Consider the following 14,620-nt stretch of genomic DNA (forward strand, 5'->3'; position numbering starts at 1 on the left):
GGCTATTAGTTTCTTAACGGTTTCCCCTTCACAAGCATATGCTGCATGCGCTGCTGTGATTTCGGCTCTGCAATCAGGCTTAGGAAAGCCTCTTTTTCTAAATCTAATAAATATTGCTCGTCGACTTCGGTTCCAAACGGCACTTTACCGCCGGCGATTACATAAGCAATTTTTTTCGCAATTTTTAAATCATGCTCAGAAATATAGCCGGATAAGCGCATCGCTTCTGCACCAAGCAGCAACGTCGCATAGCCAGTTTCCCCTACTACCGGAACCTTTCTGCGCACTTTTGGCTTATAGCCTTGTTCATGCAGCGACAGGACGGCTTGTTTCGCATCGTGGATTAGATGATCGCTATTGACGCTGATTCCATCTGAAGCATCTAAGAAATTATTCTCCCGTGCTTCTTCAGCAGAAGTTGAAACCTTCGCCATCGCAATCGTTTCAAATACTTTGTTGGCCACGTTTTGCAAGTCAAATGGGACGCCGTTAGGCAGGTTTTCTAAATGCTTCATGTAAAGCTCTTTATTTCCACCGCCGCCTGGAAGCAGGCCGACACCCACTTCGACAAGACCCATATACGTTTCGGCTGATGCTTGGATATGTGCTGTCGGCATGCATACCTCTGCTCCGCCGCCAAGCGTCATTCCAAATGGGGCAGCGACAACCGGCTTCGAGCTGTATTTTACCTTCAACAAGGCCTTATGAAGCTGGCGGACAATCATATCAAGTTCAAAAATATTGTCATCCTGCACTTCCATTAACATCATGGCAAGGTTCGCGCCGACACAGAAGTTCTTTCCTTGGTTGCCAATGACAAGACCTTTATAGTTTTTCTCAACCTCATCAACCGCAAAATTTATCATTTGGACAATATCGAGACCAATTGCGTTATTTGGTGAATGGAATTCTAACAGCGCAACGCCATCGCCAAGATCAATTAAGCTCGCACCGCTGTTCTTTTTAATTACACCTGTTTGTTCCTTTATTTTTTTCAGGTCGATTGCCTTTGGATTGTATTCTACTAGTCTATATTGACCGTTATGATAGAAGAACAGCTCGCCATTTTCTTCTAAATAGAAGGATGAATTTCCTTTTTCCAGCATTTCCGTTACCCATCCTGGAACTTCCACACCGGCTTCTGTCAGCTTTTTGACGGATTTTTCAACGCCAATGGCATCCCATGCTTCAAAAGGACCCATATCCCAGCCGAAGCCCCATTTCATTGCACGGTCAATCGCGACGATATTGTCGGCAATTTCACCTAGAAGCTGTGCAGAGTATACGAGCGAAGCAGATAAAGTATTCCATAAGAATTGTCCGGCACGATCATCTGCATATATAAGCGCTTTCAATTTGTTCGCTGTGTCTTTTTCCTGCTTGCTTAGCTCAACAGAAAGCGCAGACAGTTTTTTGCGTGGACCGTATTCTAATGTTACTGGATCGAGTTCAAGTATCTCTTTGCCTTTTTTCAAAAAGAAACCTTGTCCGGATTTGCTTCCAAGCCATCCATTATCAAGCATTTTCTTCATAAATTCAGGTACTGCGAAAACTTCTTTTTCTTTGCCTTCCACTTTTTCATACACATTATTGGCAACGTGATAGAAGGTATCCAAACCGACAACATCCAGCGTGCGGAAGGTGGCGCTTTTCGCCCGGCCAATTAACGGACCAGTGATGGAATCTACTTCACCAACGCTGTAACCGCGTTTTAGCATCTCTTGAACGGTAACTAGGAGGCCATAAGTGCCAATTCGGTTGGCAATAAAGTTTGGTGTATCCTTTGCCACAACAACGCCTTTTCCTAACACATCCTCACCAAAGGTTTTCATAAACGAAAGGACTTCCGGGGCCGTATATTGAGACGGAATCACTTCCAGCAATTTCAGATAGCGCGGCGGGTTAAAGAAGTGTGTTCCAAGGAAATGCTTTTTAAAATCGTCGGAGCGTCCTTCTACCATTGCTTCTACTGAGATTCCAGAGGTATTAGAGCTGATAATACTGCCGGTTTTACGATATTGGTCGACTTTTTCAAAAACTTGTTTTTTGACGTTGAGGTTTTCTATGACCACTTCGATCACCCAATCAACATCTTTCAGCTGGACTAAATCGTCTTCAAGGTTTCCTGCTTCAATAAGCGCAATGTTCTTCTTAACTGCCAGCGGTGCCGGCTTTTGCTTTAATAATTTTTGAAGGTTGGCAGCACTGATACGATTGCGTACCTGTTTATCTGCTAATGTAAGTCCCTTTGCTTCCTCTTCTTTCGTTAATTCGCGCGGCACAATATCCAATAATAATGTTGGAATACCGATGTTTGCTAGATGGGCGGCTATTCCTGCGCCCATTACCCCGGACCCCAGTACCGCTGCTTTTTTAATCAATTGGTTCAACATTGTCTCCCCCTTCAACACTTTGAATGAATACTCATTCATTTTTTTGTCAAAAAAAATACATAATTGAATGAGTTCTGTTACTATTTACTATAAAAGATTTTGAAAATTCCTGCAACAGATAAGTGCGGAAAATTGAAATTTTTTTGAATATTTATTTTTCGCAACATAAATCCCCTGTTTGGGCATGCTATTTCCTGAGGTGATAATGATGGCGAGAGTGAAAAAGGATCCTTCCAAAGCAGGTGTAAGTGCCGCTAGTGTGAAGGGCAATGGCGGCCCGGGATACGAAGCTGCTGGGAAAGACAAACAAAACAGCCAGAATAACCAATACAAGCGATAGTGGAAACAGGCTGAGTGCTTCAGCCTGTTTTTATTATTGTATAAAAATCCCTATTTGAGAGACCATATAATCGTAAATAGTTCACTTAATCAGGAGGGGTATTATGCAGCAGCAAAATATGAATATGCCAAACATGAACATGCAGAATCAGCAAATGACGATGCAGCAGCCGCCAGGAATCGTTTCAACAAAGGATTCCCTTTATTTAACGGACATGATGTCGTGGAATTTACTCTCTGCCAAGAAAGCACACTTTTTTGCGGCTCAGTGCCAGGATCCCGAGTTGAAGGCAGAAGCAGAAAAGTGCGGCCAAATGCATCAGCGCCATTACCAGCAGCTGCTTCAGCATCTAGGCATACACGCGAGTCAGCAACAGCCGCTTAACAACATGCAATAGTAGGAGGAATTATTAAAATGAATCAAAACCAGCAAAAGATTCAAAATCCGGAAACACAAGTCCCAAAGACACCACAAATGAACGAGCGCGATTTCATTAATGATTTACTGACAACAGAAAAATATATGACCAGCTCGTATAGCATGGCAATGCATGAAGCTAGTCATCAAGGATTGTACCAGGGCATTATGCAGATTTTCACGGAAACACAGCAATGCCAGCGTGATCTTTATGACCTGATGTTTAGAAAAGGCTGGTATGCGATTGAGCAGGCAGACCAACAAAAGCTGCAGCAATCGTATCAGCAGTTTCAGGGATATACGAATCAGTTTCCGAGCGGCGGGACGGTGCAATAAGGAAAAAACCGGAGGAAATTTGGAATCCTCCGGTTTTTTATATCTGTGCTGATTTCCGATGCTGCTCATTCAGCTGTTTAATTTCATGAATCATGTGCTTCACTTTTCATGCAAAGTTTCGATCTGAGCCGCAAACATTTTCTCCATCTTGACATCTTCCATCCTTTGCAGAATGGGTACATGGGCAGGTTTTGCAGCGCTTGCCTGCTGGCAGCTGATAAGTATAGCAACAAGTTTTTCTTATTCTTATCTGCTGATCCCGTTCCTCCATATACGTTTTTTCACCAAAGTATTTTTGTAATGGATTCACGTTGTATCGACCAAATAATTGTCCCTCTGCTTCAGAAATTAAATAATCGAAGTCATTCGCAATATTATCGTTCTCGATATCTTTTAATTCGGTTTCATACATCCAGAATAAGTAGACAGCAATATTTTCCCACAAGATCAGCCTTGAAATTCCGATTGTTTTTTCCAGCATTATGATTATCGGAGAAATATTGTTGGCAAATAGGTCCTTGATAACACCTTTCCGCCAGTCAGAACGATCCTTCCCATCCCAATCCAAAAGAGTTAAATCCGTTAGAGAAATGGAAGGAAACCAATCCTTTTCTGGTTCGGCTGGTTCCATTTTTACATTATCTAATGAGACATTCATTTTTTTATTCCAGACAGTCATCGCATAAAGGGAGATGACCGCTAAAAAAGCATACCTTTTCATAAAAATGGATGCAGCTATTTTGTCCGAAGGGGCACCGAGGGTCTTGGCCAAATTTCCCATAAAGTCCTTAAGGTACGACTCATCCAGCAAATCCGCAGCAATGAATGAATGATCCAAGCTTTCAGTAAACCTATATTTTTTCAATTGAAGAATGTTGTCAGCCATTGGACGCGACCGCCTTGTTTAAAATACATCTTCCTTTTCCATAGGGAATGCATAGCGGTGTCCCAAATAATGGATCCATTGTGACCTCACAGTCCATGCCAAACACATTTTTGACAAGACTGCGATTGATGACTTGCTCAGGCAGCCCTTGGGCATACACTTGCTGGTCCTTTATCGCCACCACATTATGGGCATAGCGGCAGGCAAGGTTAAGATCGTGGAGCACCATGACAACAGTCCGCTTTTTCTTTTCATTTAATTCAAAAAGCAGGTCAAGAATTTCGATTTGGTGGGTCATATCTAAGTAGGTTGTTGGTTCATCTAATAGGATAATATCGGTATCCTGGGCCAAGGTCATCGCAATCCAGGCACGCTGTCTTTGTCCGCCGGAAAGAGAATCGACGGTTCTTTCCTTTAATTCTTCCAGACGCGTCGCCTTCAAGGCATCATTTACCTTTTTCTCATCTTCTTCAGACCATTGCTTTAACCATGATTGATGCGGATAACGGCCTTGTTTGACGAGCTGAAGAACGGTTAATCCTTCGGGTGCGGTAGGTGACTGCGGCAAGATAGCCATCTTTTTCGCAATTTCCCTTGTCGAAAGCTTGGCGATTGCTTTCCCTTCAAGAAGCACGCCCCCGGACTTCGGCTTCAAGAGACGGGCGATTGAACGAAGAAGCGTTGATTTTCCACAGCCATTTCCGCCAATAAAAACGGTAATTTCACCTTTAGGGATTTTCAAATCCAACTCATTTATAATGAGTGTCTCTCCATAGGAAAGGGATAAATTCTTCGTTTCAATCGCATTCATCATCTTGCCAGCTCCTTTTTAGCTTTTATCGAGACGGCAGGCGTGTGAAATTGCCTTCACCTGCATTTTTCGTTTTAAGCGTTTCTTGTTTTAAAAAGTAAGTAAATAAAGTATGGCGCACCAATTCCAGCTGTAAATACTCCAGCAGGCACTTCTAATGGTGAAAACAGCGTCCGCCCGATTAAATCCGCAATCATGACAAGAATTCCGCCAATTAGGGCCGATGTCGGCAGCAGTGCACCAAACGAGGAGCCCACTAACCTTCTCGCCATATGCGGCGCCATTAAGCCAACAAAGCCAATCCCCCCGGCAAACGCGACCGAGCTTCCAATCAGGGCGGTGCTGATCATTAATAGCAGAAATCGTTGTTTTTGCACTTTGCCGCCTAAACCGGTGGCAACCTCATCGCCAAGCTCTTGAATATTAATTGTCCTCGCTGCCACGATGGCAATAATGAGAAAAATAACTGTCCAAGGAACGAGCGTTGCGACGTTTTTCCAATTGGAACCATAAACCGTCCCGGTAATCCAAATATTCGCCTGACTTGCCTGATAAATCGGCCCCATAATCATCATTAATGTCGTTAAGGCCTGCATTAACGTTGATATACCGATTCCGATTAACACGAGCCGGATGGGGGAAACACCATTTTTCCATGCAAGAAGGTAGACTAAGAAAGCCACAACCCCTGCACCTAAAAATGCGGCTAACGGCAACCAGGAGATACTAACGGTTAAGGCATTATTTTTATCGCTAAAGATAGCGAGAAAAGCGACCACTGCAACTGCAGCTCCCCCTGTAATCCCAAGGACATCCGGTGAGGCCAGCGGATTGCGAATCATCCCTTGTAATATCCCGCCGGCAACTGCTAATGAAATACCAACCAGTAACGCAACAATAATTCTTGGCAACCGGAACGATTTGATAATCAGTGACTCCATCTCTGGGCCGCCGCCGAATAACACTTTTACCACGGTAAGCGGGTTAATTTTCATCTCTCCTGTTCCCGTGCTAATGACAAAAACAAAGAAAGTGATAACTAAAAGGATTGTAAAAATAAAGGCAGCTTTTCGATCAATTAAAAAGGAGAGTTTCCCCTTAAAAGGACGGAAATTTTTATAGTTATTCATCGGCCATTTAACCCCCTTCTTGCAATGTAAATAAAGAAAGGAGTGCCAATGATCGCTGTCATGACCCCGACTGGTACTTCGGAGGGCATTAAAATATATCTAGCACCGATATCGGCTGCAAGCAGCAGTATCGCTCCAAGAATACCGGATAGGGGAATGACCCATCGATGATCAATCCCGATGATTGCTCTCGTAATATGAGGGACGACAATGCCAACAAAGCCAATCGGACCGGCGACTGCTACAGCACCGCCGGCTAATAAAATTACAAGCACGCCGACGGTTATTTTTAGCAAACCAGTGTTTAAACCCAGTCCTTTGGCGACATCTTCCCCCATGGACAGGATATTCATTTTTCCGGCGATAAGAACGGCACCAATCCAGCCTATACCTATGTAAGGTAAAACGTTTTGCAATGTCTCCAATTTTCGCCCCTGGACAGACCCGGCGAGCCAAAACAAAACCTGCTCGAGCGACGCTTCATCAATAACCAATAACCCCTGTGTAAAGGAAGAAAACATTGCCGCGATTGCTGCACCAGCTAATGTCAGTTTCATCGGAGTTAACCCTTCTCTTCCAAAGGAGCCGATGGCATAAACGCTGATCGCGGCAACTGCTGCACCAATGAAGGCCAGGCCATTGAAGGCTTGCAAGTCATTCACTGAAAATAAGGTAACTGCGACAACCACGGCAAAACCTGCCCCGGCATTAATGCCAAAGATTCCCGGTGATGCCAGCGGGTTTTTTGTTAAGGTTTGCATTAGCGCACCGGCAATTGCCAGGCTTGCCCCAACTGCGGAAGCAATTAACGCGCGCGGAAGTCTCACGGTTTTAATAATGATATGTTGATTTGAGCCATTATAATTCGTAAAGGTATCGATGGCGGTTCGCCAGCTTGTTTCGGTATAGCCATAAATGACACTGGCACATATTAGCAGCAGCATCAGTAATATGGCGGCGAAAAGTCCCGCCCATTTTAATTGCCTAGTTTTTAACAGCATCATATTGAAACCTTTCTAGCATCGTCTGTAGTTATTGTTATAGGTTTAGTTTATCTCTAATTGATAATGATTGTCAATGACTATGAAAATCATTTTCAATTAACCGTTGACATCGTCCTTTCATTCATTTTATGATAAGGGTGTCATTGAAAATGATTATCATTTACATTTTTTAAGGAGGATACATATTTCATGAAAGCTATTAAAACATTACTATCCCTTTTCTCGGTCATCGCGATTTTATTATTGGCTGCATGCGGCGGCACGGACGAGAAGACAACAGAAAAGAAAGACACTCCAACGACGGCTGCCGAAAAAAGTTACACGGTTGACCATGCAATGGGCTCCACGTCAATTAAAGGAACACCGAAAAGGGTTGTTATTTTAACAAACGAAGGAACTGAAGCGTTGTTATCGATGGGTGTGACTCCTGTTGGTGCCGTTAAATCGTTTACCGGAGATCCATGGTATGACCACATTGCTGATAAAATGAAGGAAGTTAAAGTAGTGGGAGTTGAAAGTGAAGTCAACGTGGAAGCAATTGCTGCCCTAAAACCAGATCTCATTATTGGCAATAAAATGCGTCAGGAAAAAATTTATGAACAATTAAGTGCGATTGCCCCGACTGTGTTTGCAGAAACGCTTCGCGGCGACTGGAAGGAAAACTTCAAATTGTATGCTAAAGCGTTAAATAAAGTGGATAAAGGAAATGAAGTCCTGCAAAATTACGATTCCCGCATTGCGGACATTAAAGAAAAGCTTGGCGATAAAAAGAATATGAAGGTATCTATGGTTCGTTTTATGGCTGGAGAGGTTCGGATATATCATAAAGATACGTTCTCAGGTGTCATATTAAATGATCTTGGCTTCGCCCGTCCAGAAAGTCAAAATGTAGATGATTTTGCCGAAAGAAATGTCACGAAAGAACGTATTCCAGCGATGGATGGCGATATCCTTTTCTACTTTACTTACGAAACTGGGGATGGCAAAGGCTCGCAATTGGAAAAGGAATGGATTGCCGATCCTCTATTTAAGAACCTTGAGGTAGCCAAGAAAGGTGAAGTCCACAAGGTGAACGATACGATTTGGAACACAGCTGGAGGCGTGCTGGCAGCCAACCTAATGCTAGATGATATTGAAAAGATCTTTTTGAAAAAATAAGATTGAAGTTGAGGACCGTCTCTTTAGACGGTCCTTGTTTTTTGTTTATTCCGGGCCGGGAGTTCCTACTTTTTTCATGGCTGGATCATCCCCCTCGGCGATTCCGCCAACTGGAGTGGGAATCCCGCCAAACTGCACTGGGATTCCGCCAATCTCATACATATTCTCCAAAAAGCACAAAAAAAGAGCGCACCACCTGCCGCTCTCTCTCTTCGAAACTATGCTGTTGTCGAAAACATGTATTTTTTATAATGGTAGCGGATTGAAAAGATTAAACCTAGGCCCAGCATATTCCCCATTAATGCGCTCCCCCCGTAGCTGATAAATGGAAGCGGAATACCTGTGATTGGCAGCACGCCAATCGTCATGCCGATATTTTGGAACACGTGGAAGGTAATCATGCTGATAACCCCGACACAAATATAAGTATAAAAGTTATTCTTTGTTTCCATACCGACCTTGGTAATATGGTAAATCAGCAAGAAAAACAAACTGATTAACACACTGGCACCAATAAAGCCATACTCCTCGCCTACAACACTAAAAATAAAATCCGTTTGGCTTTCTGGCAAATAGACTTCACGGTTGCCCAGGCCTTTGCCGCTCGTCTGTCCTGAACCGATTGCAAGCATCGATTTGGTCAGCTGATAGCCTGTCGAGCTTTGGTAATTATAAGGATCAAGCCATGAATAAATCCGGCCAAATTGGTATTCCTGCACGCCAAGATATTTTTCTAGAACTGCCGGATTCCATAACACGAAGTAAAAAACCGTTCCAACAACTACAATACCTACCGAGAATATCGGAACCAGCAATTTCCAGGTAATTCCCGAAATAAAAACCATCCCTAATAAAATTGCCAGAAAGACAAGCCCTGTTCCCAAGTCCTCCTTGATTATCAGCAATAACGGTACCATTGTTACGATACCCATCTTGATTAACAGCCATAAATCAGATTGAATCGTCTTTAGCGTGTTTTTTTGATGATGTTGATCAATAACCCATGCAAGGCCAAGGATGATGAATACTTTGACAAACTCTGAGGGCTGAATCGTCCCAATTCCAGGAAGCTTGAACCAGTTTTTTGAGCCATTGATTCGTGGCGCAATCGAATCCGGTGCAAGGATTAATAGAATAAGGAGCAAAAGTCCAAACCCATATACATACCAGGTAAGCTTCCGCAGCTGGTCAGAATCAAAGGTCATAACAACTCCAATGATAATGCAGCCGACAACATACCAGCCAATTTGAAAAATTAAAAAGTTCCGATCATATTGCCCGCTTGATTGAGCACTATAAATTGCGGCACAGCTCGCCAAAAACAAAAGCAATAATATTAGAACAAGACTGTAATCCAGTTTAGAAGTTGTGTTTTTATTTGAAGTCAATTTTAAGTCTCCACCTTAAAAGCACGCATGAGTTTCGACTCCAACCCAGGCATGGAAATAAATTTAATAGAAAAACTATACATTCCTTCATTATATTTTTAAAAACAGCAAATCACAACTTCTAACTGCGAATGGTTTTATTTACATACCAATGTCCTACATATTAAAATAAATTCTCCTCACCTCGCCCGCCATCCATTCCAGATTATTCGGCACTTGGGGAATGCCGTATCCGATATACAGTGGGGTTGTAACAAAACGGGAGACAACCTTCGCATAGATTTTATTATCTATATGATGAAAAAAGACATTATAGCTCGATGCCTTGAATGGAAAATAGTTCAAAATATAATGAACCGCCGTTTGCAGGTATTCTGAAAAGCTTTCGTGGTAGCTAGAATCCTCCATCTCGATATTAAACTCATAAAATCCTACCCGTGGCTTTGTCGACAGCGTAAACCTGGGACCCCCATCAACTGCAGCAATCTCGATTCCCTCGAACATTTCATGAGTTAGCTTTTCTTTATAGTCAATATCATGTAAGCCGACAATCTGCATATGTGGATGGGCAAGCGTACCGCCCGACAATGGTCCATGGTTTTTGAAAAAAATAACCGAGCGATAGCTGCCGGTTTCCTCCATCTCCAGCCAATGCTTGATGCCGAACTTGATCAGCCTATGTAAATGTACCTTTGTGTAGGTCGATAATTCAGCATGGCAATCATCCGTTTCAATTAACACCGTTTGATAAGCATTTTCTAAAACTGGATATTTATTTTTCAACAGGATAATCGGTCCATCAACATCGATGAGGGCGGTCAGCTGGTCTCGTTCGCAAAACGGGCATGCCTGCTCCTTGTTTCGAATATTTTCTGGCTTTTTGACACCGATTGACGTATTAAAATGCAGATGAGAATTTGCCAAACGCGTTACTCCTCTCTCAAACTTGGATATTTCTATTTTATGGGAGAAGACGTATCATTTGCACTAATTTTGTTTTATATTTCATCAGTAAATCAAAGTTTCATTAAATCGATACTTTTTGCATATCTATTAAATGTACAGGCTTATCATTATTTTAGAATGAGAGGTTGTTTATGTTAACAAAACTGGAAGCACTTATTCTCGGAATTATCCAAGGGTTAACGGAATTTTTGCCAATTAGCAGTACGGGGCATCTTTATTTAGGCAGGAATTTATTTAGTTTACAGGAAGCGGGGCTTTTGCTCGATACGATGCTGCATGTAGGGACATTACTTGCTGTCTTTGTATTTTATAAGGCTGAATTTATAAAAATTATTAAAAATCCGTTTAGTAAATTAACGTTTTTGTTGGTTGTCGGGACGATTCCCGCCGTTATCTTCGGGCTCGCCTTTAAGGATTATATTGATGAAATTTCGAAGACAGGGGTTACGATTGGCTGGGAGTTTTTACTGACTGGGTTATTCTTGTGGCTTGCTGATTCCGCGAAAAACGGTCATAAAAAAATGGACAATATCAGCTATAAGGATGCGTTTATCATCGGCACCTTTCAGGCGGTTGCGATTATGCCAGCGATTTCTCGTTCCGGGATGACGATTGTTGCTGCGCTTTGGCGTAAATTGGACCGTGAAACGGCTGCCTACTTTTCCTTCCTTTTATCAACACCTGCGATTGCCGGGGCGATTGTCCTGCAAACGAAAGATTTACTGGGCGGCGCTGGTGAGGAAATTTCTTTATCAGCCTTGCTTGTTGGAATCGTCTCTTCTGCCATCTTCGGGTATATTGCGGTTAAGTGGATGATCGGCTATTTGAGAAAGCATTCATTAAAGCCGTTCGCATACTACGTCTGGGCTTTAGGATTACTCGTCTTAGTTTTCCAATTTACTGGCAAATTCTAGCCTAATGTGGCCGGGAAAAATGGATCCGCAAATAATCATGCTGGTTTCGCAAATAAAACTGCTATACGGGTATTAAAAAGCGACTCGAAGCTTTCGAGTCGCCATTTTTTATAATGTAACTGTTTGTTTTGCCATTTCTCTTGCTGCTTCAGTTGCTTGTTCTTTCGCTTTGGCGATGATTTCGGGTGCCTTTTTTGGAAAATGGTCCATTCCCTCGGCAACAACCGTTTCCATTAGGTCGAAGCCAAGGAATTTCAACGCTTTCATTAAATAGCGGTCGCCCATTTCAAATTCGACCATCGGACCACTGGAATAAATGCCGCCGCGTGTTTGAATGTGAATCGCCTTCCTGCCTGTTAGCAGTCCTTTAGGTCCATCAGCGGTGTTCGTAAACGTTTTTTCAGCAATAAATAGGCAATCCATAAACGATTTTAAGATAGCAGGAGCACCGAGATTCCAAATCGGTGTAACAAATACATAATAATCTGCAGCAATAAAGCGATCAGCGAGCGCATGCATTTTTTCTAGCTTCGTCCGCTCAGCTTCACTAAGCTGTTCTTTTGTGTAGCCCATAAAGGATAATTTCGCGCGCGCAGATAATAAGTCCATATCGATTTCCGGGATATCCATATCATATAAGTGCATAGGCTCAATTTCAACATCCGGCTGGATGCTTTTGAACTCTTCTAAAAATACTTCGCCAATCTGCATTCCTTTTGAAAGTTTACTATCTGGTTTTGGATTGGCCGTAATATAAATAAGCTTTGACATGTACATCCCTTCCCTTTTACCACAAATTTTTTCCTCTATTATTATACTACCTCAAATTCACTTGCTCACCATTGAACAATCCGTGAAGTTTATGAAAAAATTGTGAATTTCTTACTTATGAGACCTTCATTTTTGAAAAACTTATCTAATTAATATAATTGCTTCCCTATGATATTTTGAACAGTTCGTGACAATTCTAAACAAAACCAAACGAAACACAACAAAACTTAACAAAAGTCACATCCAATATGATACGATTTTTTTAAGATTAGGAAAAAGGAGGGAAAATGGTTATGGATGGCAAGGCTTATACACCGGATGAAGTGGCGCAAATCTTTCAAATCTCCAAACATACTGTTTATGAGCTGATCAAAAGAGGCGAGCTCCAAGCCTTTAAAATCGGCAATAAAATGCGGATTGAACAGGCCGAGCTTGAAAGATATAAGGTGAATACAAAAGCTCCGATAAAGAAAATTGCGGCTGAACCAATGCCGGTTAAGCCGACCTCATTAATTCGGTTATCTGGCAGTCATGATTTTCTTGTCGAACATTTCACTAAACAAGCGGCAAGCGCGCTAAACTTACAGATTCAACCGTCATACATAGGCAGTCTGGAAGGGTTAATGATGCTTTACCGGGGGCAGTGTGATATTGCCGCCATTCATCTATTAGATCCAACATCACAGGAATATAATCTGCCTTTTATCCATCAGCTGTTTGTTTACGAATCGATTTTGGTGCTGAGATTGGCCGCAAGAGAACAAGGGTTTATCGTTGCGGGAGGTAATCCGAAAAAAATTCAAGACTTTCATGATCTTACTAGACAAGATGTTCAATTTATTAACCGCCAAAAAGGGGCCGGGACAAGGTTTTTACTAGACTCCAAGCTTTCAAGCTATGGAATAGATCCTCGGCAAATTAACGGATACGGTACGGAAGAATGGAACCATTTGTCCGCAGCCTCCTACATAAGCAGAGGCATGGCGGATGTTACCTTTGGAATTCAGTCTGCCGCGAGCCACCTAGGACTTGATTTCATTCCAGTCTCAAAAGAAAACTTTGATCTTGTATTCCGCTTTACCGCTGAAAATAGTCAATGCTTGACAGAGTTGATCGATTACTTGCAGTCGGACAACTTTAAAGATAGCTTAACCGATTTAGAAGGCTATTCGATTCAAGAATTAGGAAAAATCACCTATCAAACTAGAAAAACGGAGGAAACAACATGTTAAGAAAACGTTATTTTGCAGTCCTATTTGCTTTAATGCTATTAGTTTTATCAGCTTGCGGAAACACGGACACAAAAGATACCGCCGCCGCAAAAGAGAAAAAAACAGCACCGAAACCAGCACCAACGGAAATGATTCTCGCCACGACAACAAGTACACAGGACAGCGGTTTATTGGATGTACTAGTCCCAATGTTTGAAAAAGAAAACAATGTTAAAGTTAAAACGATTGCAGTCGGAACAGGGCAAGCATTAGAAATGGGCACAAAAGGTGAAGCTGATGTCCTGCTTGTTCATGCTCCAGCGGCTGAAAAGGAAGTAGTCGATGCAGGTGATGCAATCAACTATAAGCGGGTAATGTATAACGACTTTATTTTAGTAGGACCGAAGGAAAATCCAGCTGGTGTCAGCGGCGACGATATTAAAGGAGCCTTCAAAAAATTAGCAGACAGCAAAGCTACTTTTGTTTCCCGCGGCGATGACTCCGGCACACATAAAAAAGAACTTGGGATCTGGACTGCCGAAAACATTAAGCCAGCCGGCGATTGGTATGTATCAACAGGACAAGGCATGGGGCAAACGTTACAGGTTGCTGCTGAGAAAAAAGGTTACGTGTTAACAGACCGTGCAACATGGTTAGCGCAGGAAAAGAATTTGGATACTTTGCAAATTGTTGTTGAAGGCGGAAAGGATTTAATGAATATCTATCACGTGATGCAAGTAAATCCTGAAAAACATGATAAAGTGAATAGTAAAGACGCTGAAAAATTTGTAAACTTTATGATAGATAGCAAAACGCAAGACGTGATTGAGGAATTTGGCAAGAAAGAATATGGCCAATCATTATTCTTTAAATACACTGAATAATTTTTAACTGG

At 42.2% G+C, this 14,620-nt stretch carries 16 protein-coding genes; 7 read left to right on the plus strand and 9 right to left on the minus strand.

All coding sequences use genetic code 11. The annotated features are described in order from the left end of the window. Positions 1–5 precede the first annotated feature (5 nt). The gene (locus tag ACFVSW_RS06955) at positions 6–2,390 is read right to left on the minus strand and encodes a 3-hydroxyacyl-CoA dehydrogenase NAD-binding domain-containing protein (RefSeq protein WP_387313914.1); all 2,385 of its coding nucleotides are present in this window, start codon (positions 2,388–2,390) and stop codon (positions 6–8) included. Positions 2,391–2,601: 211 nt separating this feature from the next. Here ACFVSW_RS06955 and ACFVSW_RS06960 point away from each other — a divergent pair, with 211 nt between their 5' ends. From ACFVSW_RS06960 to ACFVSW_RS06970, 3 genes are all read left to right on the plus strand, one after another. After that, a complete protein-coding gene (locus ACFVSW_RS06960; protein ID WP_024031016.1) occupies positions 2,602–2,733 on the plus strand; it encodes a YuzL family protein in 132 nt (43 codons plus the stop codon). A gap of 103 nt (positions 2,734–2,836) precedes the next feature. Further along, a complete protein-coding gene (locus ACFVSW_RS06965; protein WP_387313916.1) occupies positions 2,837–3,130 on the plus strand; it encodes a hypothetical protein in 294 nt (97 codons plus the stop codon). Positions 3,131–3,147: 17 nt separating this feature from the next. Then, entirely contained in the window at positions 3,148–3,486 is a 339-nt protein-coding gene (locus ACFVSW_RS06970) for a spore coat protein (RefSeq protein ID WP_387313919.1), read from the plus strand. A gap of 106 nt (positions 3,487–3,592) precedes the next feature. Here the strand turns inward: ACFVSW_RS06970 and ACFVSW_RS06975 are convergent, their stop codons facing one another. The 4 genes from ACFVSW_RS06975 to ACFVSW_RS06990 all read right to left on the minus strand — a co-directional run bounded on the left by ACFVSW_RS06975 (position 3,593) and on the right by ACFVSW_RS06990 (position 7,314). Then, positions 3,593–4,372, minus strand: coding sequence for an IucA/IucC family C-terminal-domain containing protein (locus ACFVSW_RS06975; protein WP_387313921.1), 780 nt, complete (start codon positions 4,370–4,372; stop codon positions 3,593–3,595). Continuing rightward, complete coding sequence (locus ACFVSW_RS06980; RefSeq protein ID WP_387314119.1) at positions 4,365–5,183, minus strand: ABC transporter ATP-binding protein; 819 nt, start codon at positions 5,181–5,183, stop codon at positions 4,365–4,367. Before ACFVSW_RS06980 ends, ACFVSW_RS06975 begins: the two co-directional genes overlap by 8 nt. Positions 5,184–5,257: 74 nt before the next feature. Continuing rightward, entirely contained in the window at positions 5,258–6,313 is a 1,056-nt protein-coding gene (locus ACFVSW_RS06985; RefSeq protein ID WP_387313922.1) for a FecCD family ABC transporter permease, read from the minus strand. Further along, positions 6,310–7,314 (minus strand): FecCD family ABC transporter permease, encoded by a 1,005-nt coding sequence (locus tag ACFVSW_RS06990; RefSeq protein WP_387314122.1) that lies wholly within the window; start codon positions 7,312–7,314, stop codon positions 6,310–6,312. The genes ACFVSW_RS06985 and ACFVSW_RS06990 overlap by 4 nt, the downstream gene beginning before the upstream one ends. 192 nt (positions 7,315–7,506) lie before the next feature. Between ACFVSW_RS06990 and ACFVSW_RS06995 the strand changes: the two genes are divergently transcribed. Then, positions 7,507–8,475: an ABC transporter substrate-binding protein gene (locus ACFVSW_RS06995; RefSeq protein ID WP_387313924.1), complete on the plus strand. Its 969-nt coding sequence runs from the start codon at positions 7,507–7,509 to the stop codon at positions 8,473–8,475. A 45-nt stretch (positions 8,476–8,520) separates the two neighbouring features. On the opposite strand, the gene ACFVSW_RS07000 is transcribed toward ACFVSW_RS06995, so the two are convergent. The 3 genes from ACFVSW_RS07000 to ACFVSW_RS07010 all read right to left on the minus strand — a co-directional run bounded on the left by ACFVSW_RS07000 (position 8,521) and on the right by ACFVSW_RS07010 (position 10,787). Continuing rightward, positions 8,521–8,655, minus strand: a complete 135-nt coding sequence (locus ACFVSW_RS07000) for a hypothetical protein (protein ID WP_387313926.1) — start codon at positions 8,653–8,655, stop codon at positions 8,521–8,523. A gap of 38 nt (positions 8,656–8,693) precedes the next feature. Continuing rightward, positions 8,694–9,863 (minus strand): FtsW/RodA/SpoVE family cell cycle protein, encoded by a 1,170-nt coding sequence (locus ACFVSW_RS07005; protein WP_387313928.1) that lies wholly within the window; start codon positions 9,861–9,863, stop codon positions 8,694–8,696. 156 nt (positions 9,864–10,019) lie between these two features. After that, positions 10,020–10,787, minus strand: a complete 768-nt coding sequence (locus ACFVSW_RS07010) for a DUF4931 domain-containing protein (RefSeq protein WP_387313931.1) — start codon at positions 10,785–10,787, stop codon at positions 10,020–10,022. 173 nt (positions 10,788–10,960) lie between these two features. On the opposite strand from ACFVSW_RS07010, the gene ACFVSW_RS07015 reads away from it, so the two are divergent. Further along, positions 10,961–11,743, plus strand: coding sequence for an undecaprenyl-diphosphate phosphatase (locus tag ACFVSW_RS07015; RefSeq protein ID WP_387313934.1), 783 nt, complete (start codon positions 10,961–10,963; stop codon positions 11,741–11,743). 108 nt (positions 11,744–11,851) lie between these two features. Here the strand turns inward: ACFVSW_RS07015 and ACFVSW_RS07020 are convergent, their stop codons facing one another. Then, positions 11,852–12,514 carry an FMN-dependent NADH-azoreductase gene (locus ACFVSW_RS07020; protein ID WP_387313937.1) on the minus strand — a complete coding sequence of 221 codons (663 nt, stop codon included), beginning with the start codon at positions 12,512–12,514 and terminating at the stop codon, positions 11,852–11,854. 293 nt (positions 12,515–12,807) lie between these two features. On the opposite strand from ACFVSW_RS07020, the gene ACFVSW_RS07025 reads away from it, so the two are divergent. Together ACFVSW_RS07025 and ACFVSW_RS07030 are read left to right on the plus strand one after the other, a co-directional pair. Next, the gene (locus tag ACFVSW_RS07025) at positions 12,808–13,746 is read left to right on the plus strand and encodes a substrate-binding domain-containing protein (protein WP_387313939.1); all 939 of its coding nucleotides are present in this window, start codon (positions 12,808–12,810) and stop codon (positions 13,744–13,746) included. Continuing rightward, on the plus strand, positions 13,740–14,609 hold the full coding sequence (locus ACFVSW_RS07030) for an ABC transporter substrate-binding protein (protein ID WP_387313941.1): 870 nt from the start codon (positions 13,740–13,742) through the stop codon (positions 14,607–14,609). Before ACFVSW_RS07025 ends, ACFVSW_RS07030 begins: the two co-directional genes overlap by 7 nt. Positions 14,610–14,620 lie beyond the last annotated feature (11 nt).

Source organism: Neobacillus sp. NPDC058068 (genome assembly GCF_042885335.1).
Taxonomy (GTDB): domain Bacteria; phylum Bacillota; class Bacilli; order Bacillales; family Cytobacillaceae; genus Neobacillus.

Bases quoted from the DNA above. Each gene is read 5' to 3' on its own strand.
- ACFVSW_RS06960 (WP_024031016.1), top strand. From the start codon at position 2,602: ATGGCGAGAGTGAAAAAGGATCCTTCCAAAGCAGGTGTAAGTGCCGCT.
- ACFVSW_RS06965 (WP_387313916.1), top strand. From the start codon at position 2,837: ATGCAGCAGCAAAATATGAATATGCCAAACATGAACATGCAGAATCAG.
- ACFVSW_RS06970 (WP_387313919.1), top strand. From the start codon at position 3,148: ATGAATCAAAACCAGCAAAAGATTCAAAATCCGGAAACACAAGTCCCA.
- ACFVSW_RS06975 (WP_387313921.1), bottom strand. From the start codon at position 4,372: ATGGCTGACAACATTCTTCAATTGAAAAAATATAGGTTTACTGAAAGC.
- ACFVSW_RS06980 (WP_387314119.1), bottom strand. From the start codon at position 5,183: ATGAATGCGATTGAAACGAAGAATTTATCCCTTTCCTATGGAGAGACA.
- ACFVSW_RS06985 (WP_387313922.1), bottom strand. From the start codon at position 6,313: ATGAATAACTATAAAAATTTCCGTCCTTTTAAGGGGAAACTCTCCTTT.
- ACFVSW_RS06990 (WP_387314122.1), bottom strand. From the start codon at position 7,314: ATGCTGTTAAAAACTAGGCAATTAAAATGGGCGGGACTTTTCGCCGCC.
- ACFVSW_RS06995 (WP_387313924.1), top strand. From the start codon at position 7,507: ATGAAAGCTATTAAAACATTACTATCCCTTTTCTCGGTCATCGCGATT.
- ACFVSW_RS07015 (WP_387313934.1), top strand. From the start codon at position 10,961: ATGTTAACAAAACTGGAAGCACTTATTCTCGGAATTATCCAAGGGTTA.
- ACFVSW_RS07020 (WP_387313937.1), bottom strand. From the start codon at position 12,514: ATGTCAAAGCTTATTTATATTACGGCCAATCCAAAACCAGATAGTAAA.
- ACFVSW_RS07025 (WP_387313939.1), top strand. From the start codon at position 12,808: ATGGATGGCAAGGCTTATACACCGGATGAAGTGGCGCAAATCTTTCAA.
- ACFVSW_RS07030 (WP_387313941.1), top strand. From the start codon at position 13,740: ATGTTAAGAAAACGTTATTTTGCAGTCCTATTTGCTTTAATGCTATTA.